The sequence below is a fragment of the Microbacterium sp. genome (genome assembly GCF_030149085.1).
GTDB lineage: Bacteria > Actinomycetota > Actinomycetes > Actinomycetales > Microbacteriaceae > Microbacterium.
On record NZ_JASBSF010000368.1, the window covers coordinates 1 to 6,009 of the forward strand.

General features: G+C 65.7%; 8 protein-coding genes. 3 read left to right on the forward strand and 5 right to left on the reverse strand.

The genetic code is table 11. The features are described 5' to 3' along the window. Positions 1–558: 2-C-methyl-D-erythritol 4-phosphate cytidylyltransferase (locus tag Q1V87_RS14815; protein ID WP_300594543.1), on the reverse strand; the 558-nt coding region annotated here is incomplete at its 3' end. A gap of 31 nt (positions 559–589) precedes the next feature. Then, complete coding sequence (locus Q1V87_RS14820) at positions 590–1,072, reverse strand: CarD family transcriptional regulator (protein WP_195692045.1); 483 nt, start codon at positions 1,070–1,072, stop codon at positions 590–592. Positions 1,073–1,239: 167 nt separating this feature from the next. Between Q1V87_RS14820 and Q1V87_RS14825 the strand changes: the two genes are divergently transcribed. After that, positions 1,240–1,800: a DNA modification methylase gene (locus tag Q1V87_RS14825; protein ID WP_300594547.1), complete on the forward strand. Its 561-nt coding sequence runs from the start codon at positions 1,240–1,242 to the stop codon at positions 1,798–1,800. Here the strand turns inward: Q1V87_RS14825 and Q1V87_RS14830 are convergent. Both Q1V87_RS14830 and Q1V87_RS14835 read right to left on the reverse strand, forming a co-directional pair. Then, positions 1,782–2,465: a response regulator transcription factor gene (locus Q1V87_RS14830; RefSeq protein WP_292709164.1), complete on the reverse strand. Its 684-nt coding sequence runs from the start codon at positions 2,463–2,465 to the stop codon at positions 1,782–1,784. The two genes, Q1V87_RS14825 and Q1V87_RS14830, sit on opposite strands and share 19 nt — an antisense overlap. Beyond that, complete coding sequence (locus Q1V87_RS14835; protein WP_292709166.1) at positions 2,462–3,763, reverse strand: ATP-binding protein; 1,302 nt, start codon at positions 3,761–3,763, stop codon at positions 2,462–2,464. The genes Q1V87_RS14830 and Q1V87_RS14835 overlap by 4 nt, the downstream gene beginning before the upstream one ends. A gap of 165 nt (positions 3,764–3,928) precedes the next feature. On the opposite strand from Q1V87_RS14835, the gene phoU reads away from it, so the two are divergent. After that, a complete protein-coding gene (phoU, locus tag Q1V87_RS14840; RefSeq protein ID WP_300594551.1) occupies positions 3,929–4,600 on the forward strand; it encodes a phosphate signaling complex protein PhoU in 672 nt (223 codons plus the stop codon). Positions 4,601–4,679: 79 nt separating this feature from the next. On the opposite strand, the gene Q1V87_RS14845 is transcribed toward phoU, so the two are convergent. Continuing rightward, positions 4,680–5,429 carry a phosphoglyceromutase gene (locus Q1V87_RS14845; RefSeq protein ID WP_292709170.1) on the reverse strand — a complete coding sequence of 250 codons (750 nt, stop codon included), beginning with the start codon at positions 5,427–5,429 and terminating at the stop codon, positions 4,680–4,682. Positions 5,430–5,536: 107 nt separating this feature from the next. Between Q1V87_RS14845 and Q1V87_RS14850 the strand changes: the two genes are divergently transcribed. After that, the coding region (locus tag Q1V87_RS14850) for a class I SAM-dependent methyltransferase (RefSeq protein WP_300594556.1) at positions 5,537–6,009 on the forward strand (473 nt) is incomplete at its 3' end.

The window sequence follows — 6,009 nt, forward strand, 5'->3', positions numbered from 1 at the left end:
GTCGGCAGCGGTGTAGGCGCTCTCAAGAATGCTGCGCGCAAACCCCTGCGGCGTCTGCGCGGCAGTGAGGCTCGACCTGTCGACGACGCCGACGATGGCGTCCCCATCCATCTGCCGGATCGTGTCGACGACGGGCATGACCGGGACGACTCCGGCAGCGCCGGCCTCAAGTGCACCGATCACCCGCTCGAAGACGTCGGGTGGTGTGAGAGCCCGCGCAGCGTCGTGCACGAGGACATACTCGATGTCTCCCCAGAGCGCAGCAAGGCCAGCAGCCACGGATGCCTGCCTGGTGGCGCCGCCGGCAACGACGGTCAGGAGGTCTCGCCGTTCTCCAGCGGCTTCCTCGGCATCCGTCAGCGCATCGCCCTCCAGGCCGCTGGGCGCGACGACGATGACCTGCATCGGTGGCGCCTCGAAGATGCCGCGCAGACAATGGCGCAAGATGGTGTGATCGTCCAGCCCGACAAAGGCCTTGGGTACGCCAGCGTGAAGCCGGGTTCCCGATCCAGCCGCGACGACGATGACCGCTACGCGGGGAACCGGGATGATGCTCACGGATGCCACGCTACAGCGCGGCACCACCCACTCAGGAGGCGAGAACCTCGTCGAGCAGAACGCTTGCCTTCTCTTCGTCGGTCTTTTCGGCCAGAGCCAGCTCGGAGATCAGAATCTGCTTGGCCTTGGCCAGCATGCGCTTCTCACCGGCCGACAGCCCGCGATCTTGATCACGGCGCCACAGATCGCGCACGACCTCACTCACCTTGATGACATCACCCGACGCAAGCTTCTCGAGGTTCGCCTTGTAGCGGCGCGACCAGTTTGTGGGCTCCTCGGTGAACGGGGCGCGCAAAACATCGAAGACGCGCTCGAGACCGTCCTTGCCGATCACATCACGGACGCCGACCAGGTCGACGTTCTCCGCCGGGACCTCGATGATCAGATCGCCTTGAGTGACGTTGAGCTTCAAGTACTTCTTGGTCTCGCCTTTGATGACGCGTTCCTTGACCTCGATGATTGTTGCGGCCCCGTGGTGCGGGTAGACAACCGTCTCGCCAACCTCAAAAAGCATGGAGTTATGTTCCTTTCGGCAAACTCCAGAATACCACAGGGCGCATACGCTAGAGTTCGCCACCCATGCGCTCGTGCCGGTGGTCCCGAGCTTCAGCGAGGCGTAAGCCGGCGGTTCGCAACCCCGTAGAATGCATCGTGAAGCCGTCATCCGCTCAAGGAGGATCCGTGAAATCGCGCCTCATCGCGTCGCTCGTTGTGGGCACCGCCCTCGTCCTCGGAACCTCAGGATGCAGCCTGATCTCCGCGCACGCGACGACGATCGAGTATTCGGCAGCCGAAGGAACCAACGTCCCGGACGAGTCAGGTCCCGTGCAGATCCGAAACACGGTGATCGTTGCGAACGACGAGGGCACCGAGGGCAACTTCCTCGCCGCATTCATCAACAACACTGACGAGACCTACGTCGTACACATCGACTTCGCCGATGGCGTCACCGAGCAGGTCATCGTCCCGGCAGGCTCCGTCAAGAGCCTCGGCGAGGATGCAGACCCCATCCTGATCCGCGGGCTGGACACGCCTCCCGGAGCCACGCTGTCGGCATCCTTCCAGTCCGGTGATGGGGTGACCTCGGTCGTCTCGGTTCCGGTGCTGGGCGGCGAACTCGAGTACCTCGCGCCGTTCGTGCCTTACGTCTCCCCCTACCGACACGACGTCGGCCCCGCCTCTGTCGAGCGCGGGGCCGACGTCTTTCCGGATGCCGAGGCTCTTCAGGACTCGAAGCGATAGCCGAGCCCGCGGACGGTCACGAGCATGGTCGGGTCGCTCGGATTCTTCTCGATGCGTGAGCGGATGCGCTTGATGTGAACATCCAGGGTCTTCGTGTCACCGAAATAGTCGGTTCCCCACACGCGGTCGATGAGCTGACCGCGTGTGAGCACCCGGCCCGCATTGCGCATGAGCACCTCAAGGAGCTCGAATTCCTTCAACGGCATGCTGATCTCACCGCCATCCACCGAGACCGTGTGCCGGTCGATGTCGAGGGTCACGCGACCCCCTTCGAGGATGCGGTCGTCGAGGTCAGCCTCGGCGGTGGAGAGCCGGCGGAGAACTGCACGCATCCGCGCGAGCAACTCCCGCGCCGAATAGGGCTTGGTCACGTAGTCGTCGGCGCCGAGTTCGAGCCCCACGACGATGTCGACCTCGGAATCCTTCGCGGTGAGCATGATGATCGGAACCGACGACGAGGCGCGCAACTGCCGACATACCTCCGTTCCGGGCATCCCCGGAAGCATGAGGTCGAGCAACACGATGTCGGCACCCAGCTCACGGAATGAGGCGAGGGCGGTGGCTCCGTCCTCGGCGATCTCGACCTCGTAGCCCTCCCGGCGCAACAAGTATGCGAGCGGGTCGGCGAGGTCGGGTTCGTCCTCGACAAGTAGGACGCGAGTCATGCGGTTTCTCCGTTTCCTTCTCGGGCATCGATGCCACTTCTGTCCGGCGCAGCGGTCACGTGCGGCGCAGCGGCGACCACGCGGTTGGTCAGCACGGCATCCGAGCCCTGTAGTTTGGCCTTCTTCTTGACCTTCTTCTCCTTGCGGGCCCGTTTTCGAGGCGGCTCGTCGTGAGGAGAATCGATCAGGGGGAGCCGGATCGTGAATGTCGAACCGCGGCCCTCGCGCGACCAGAGGCGAACGTCACCGCCGTGGCGCTGCACGGCGTGCTTGACGATCGCCAGGCCGAGCCCCGTTCCCCCGGTGCGGCGCGAACGCGCCTGATCTGCGCGGTAGAACCGCTCGAACACACGGTCCTGGTCTTCTTCGGAGATTCCGATGCCCCGGTCGGTGACCGCGATCTCGACGACACCGTCGGCCGCTTTGACACCGATGCCGACGCTCGACCCCTTCGGGGAGTAAGCGATGGCGTTGGCGATGAGGTTGCCCACTGCTTCGCTCAGGACCTGGGCATCGCCGCGGACGAACAGTCCCCGCGTGCCCCCGCGGACGAGTTGCACTCCTGCCGAGTCGGCCTGGACAGCGTGAGCCTCGACGGCAGACGCGATGATTTCATCGATCGAGGCGTCGCGCTCGTCGTTGAGCTCGTCGGCTGCCTGCAGGCGTGAGAGGTTCATGATGCGCGAGGTGAGGGTTGCGAGCCTCGTCGCCTCGGCAGACAAGCGTGAGGCGAACACCCGGACCTGGGCGGGGTCATCGGATGCCGACTCGATCGCCTCGGCCAGCAAGCTCACTGCCCCGACCGGTGTCTTGAGTTCGTGACTCGTGTTGGAGACGAAGTCACGCCGCATCTGCTCGACCCGCTCCTTCTCGGTGATATCGCGCAGCACGAGCAGCATGAGCCGGGCCGTGAGCGGCGTCGCCCGAACGGTGACCAGGCGCGACTCCCCCGGGCCGGTGCCGCGGCGAAGACGAAAGGTCGCGTTGGATGCCGCGTCAGCATCGCTGACGCGGCGGGCGACACCGCGCAGTTCGGGTGTGGGAAGCATCCGCCCCTCGGTCAGGTCGAACGGTGCCGCGGATGCCGACGCCGCAATGATGACTCCGGCCGAGTCGAGGACGACAGCGGGATCGTCGAGCCCGCGAAGCACGATTCGCGCTCCCTCGGGAACATCCATGCCCGCCCCGTACTCGGCGCGCTCGCGTGCCCGCAGCGCCAGCAGGATAACGGTAGCCAGGCCCGCGCCGATCAGCAGCCCGACGAGGAGGCCAAGAAGGGCGATCTGCGCAGGTTGCATGGAAACAGCGTACGGGCGGCCCGGACGACGGCCTCGCGAGCGGCACTCGCGCCAGCCTCGGGCGCGTCACTATTCACCGGAGCGGCACTGTCCGTTAACCTTCGGTGGCGAGAATCACTGGGTCGTCTGGCATCTGCCGGCCGACAACACACGAAAGGGATCGGAATGCGCGAAGTCTTCCACCAGTCGCTCGAAGATGTGCAGAACCGTCTCGTCGAGATCTCCGGGATGGTCACCACTGCGATCGAGAAGGCGACAACGGCGTTCAAGACCAGCGATGTCGCCCTTGCCGAAGAAGTGATCGCGGCAGACGCCGAGATCGACGACAAGGCCCACGAACTGGACGAGATCGCCATCGAGATCATGGCTCGCCAGCAGCCCGTTGCCCGTGACCTGCGGATCGTCGTGATGGCTCTGAGGGTGAGCGCCTCGCTCGAGCGCATGGGCGACATTGCCGAGCACATCGCTCAGCTGACGCGCCTGCGCTTCCCCGAGCGCGCCATCCCCTCGGGTCTGAAGTCGACGTTCCAGAAGATGGGCGAACTCGATGTCGAAGCTTCCCGCAAGCTGACGCAGCTCCTGGACACCGAAGACCTGGCGCTCGCCGACCAGATCCGCGACATCGACGACCAGGTCGACGATCTGCACGTCAGCGTCTTCGAGAAGGTCCTCAGCGACAGCTGGTCGGGCGAGCCCGCGCAGACGGTGGATGCCACCCTCGCGAGCCGCTATCACGAACGTTTCGTCGACCACGCCGTCTCGGTCGCCAAGAAGGTTCAGTACCTGGCTGAAGGCGGCGAGTTCTACGCCAGCGACGGGTCCAGCTCGGGAGAGTAGTTCCCCACATCACGCACTGACCACAAGAGCGGATGCCTCACGCGGGGCATCCGCTCTTGTGGTTTCTACCGCCAGGCGGCTACTTCTTGCCCTGGGAGGCGACGGCAGCTGCACCGGCGGCCGCGGCCTCGGGGTCGAGGTACTCGCCGGGACCGAGGGGGACGAGGTTCTCGTCGAGCTTGTAGACCAGCGGGATGCCGGTCGGAATGTTGAGCTCGGCGATATCGGCGTCGCTGATGCCGTCGAGGTGCTTCACGAGGCCGCGCAGCGAGTTGCCGTGCGCGGTCACGAGGACGGTCTTGCCCGCACGCAGGTCGGCCGCGATGTCACTCTCCCAGTAGGGCATCATGCGATCGATGACGAGCTTGAGGGATTCGGTGCGCGGCACCTCACCATCGATCCCGGCATACCGCGGATCGTGGACCTGGCTGAACTCGCTGTCATCATCCAGCGGCGGCGGCGGCACGTCGAACGAGCGACGCCACAGCATGAACTGCTCGGGCCCGAACTCTTCGAGGGTCTGCGCCTTGTCTTTACCCTGCAGCGCGCCGTAGTGACGCTCGTTGAGGCGCCAGGTGCGCTTCACGGGAATCCAGAGACGGTCGGCGGCATCGAGCGCGATGTTGGCGGTCTGGATGGCGCGGCTCAGCAGCGACGTGTGCAGGACGTCGGGAAGGATGCCCTGCGCGGCCATCAACTCGCCGCCCCGGCGGGCCTCGGCCTGCCCCTGTTCAGTGAGCCGCACATCGACCCATCCAGTGAAGAGATTCAGCTCGTTCCACTCGCTCTGGCCGTGTCGGAGAAGGATCAACGTGTATGGCTCGGTCATGGCCCTCATGATATCGGGGCGAGGTGTCGCGACGGTTGCGAGGGAGGCCGTGAAAGCTCCCCCTCGCTGCACACCGGGAACGCTCGGAGCGCTGGCATCATGGGGGCGTGCCCTCTCCTCGTTCCGCGCCGACCGGGCGCCCCACGCGGGGGACGACGGGCACGAATCGGTTGCGTCGCGTCGACCGGTGGATTGCGCGGCATCCGGTGCTCCGTGACGCATCCGAGCCCCTGGTCGTCGATCTCGGGTACGGCGCCACCGGCACCACGACGCTGGAGCTGGCGGCGCGGCTGTCGCCGGTCAGGTCCGACATTGATGTCGTGGGGTTGGAGATCGACCCGGAGCGCGTCGAGCGGGCACGCGAGCAATTGCGGGCGGTCCGCGCGGGTCTCACGAGTTTTGACCCTGATACCCGGGTCTCGTTCGCGCGAGGGGGTTTCGAGATCCCGACGCCCCGGCGTCCGATCGTCATCCGCGCCCTGAACGTCCTGCGCCAGTACGACGAGTCCGAGGTCGCGGCGGCGTGGTCGCTCATGGCCGGTCGCCTGGCGCCAGACGGATTGCTGGTCGAAGGGACCTG

Coding starts and splice junctions, on each gene's coding strand:
- Q1V87_RS14820 (WP_195692045.1), bottom strand. CDS start 1,072: ATGCTTTTTGAGGTTGGCGAGACGGTTGTCTACCCGCACCACGGGGCC.
- Q1V87_RS14830 (WP_292709164.1), bottom strand. CDS start 2,465: ATGACTCGCGTCCTACTTGTCGAGGACGAACCCGACCTCGCCGACCCG.
- Q1V87_RS14835 (WP_292709166.1), bottom strand. CDS start 3,763: ATGCAACCTGCGCAGATCGCCCTTCTTGGCCTCCTCGTCGGGCTGCTG.
- phoU (WP_300594551.1), top strand. CDS start 3,929: ATGCGCGAAGTCTTCCACCAGTCGCTCGAAGATGTGCAGAACCGTCTC.
- Q1V87_RS14845 (WP_292709170.1), bottom strand. CDS start 5,429: ATGACCGAGCCATACACGTTGATCCTTCTCCGACACGGCCAGAGCGAG.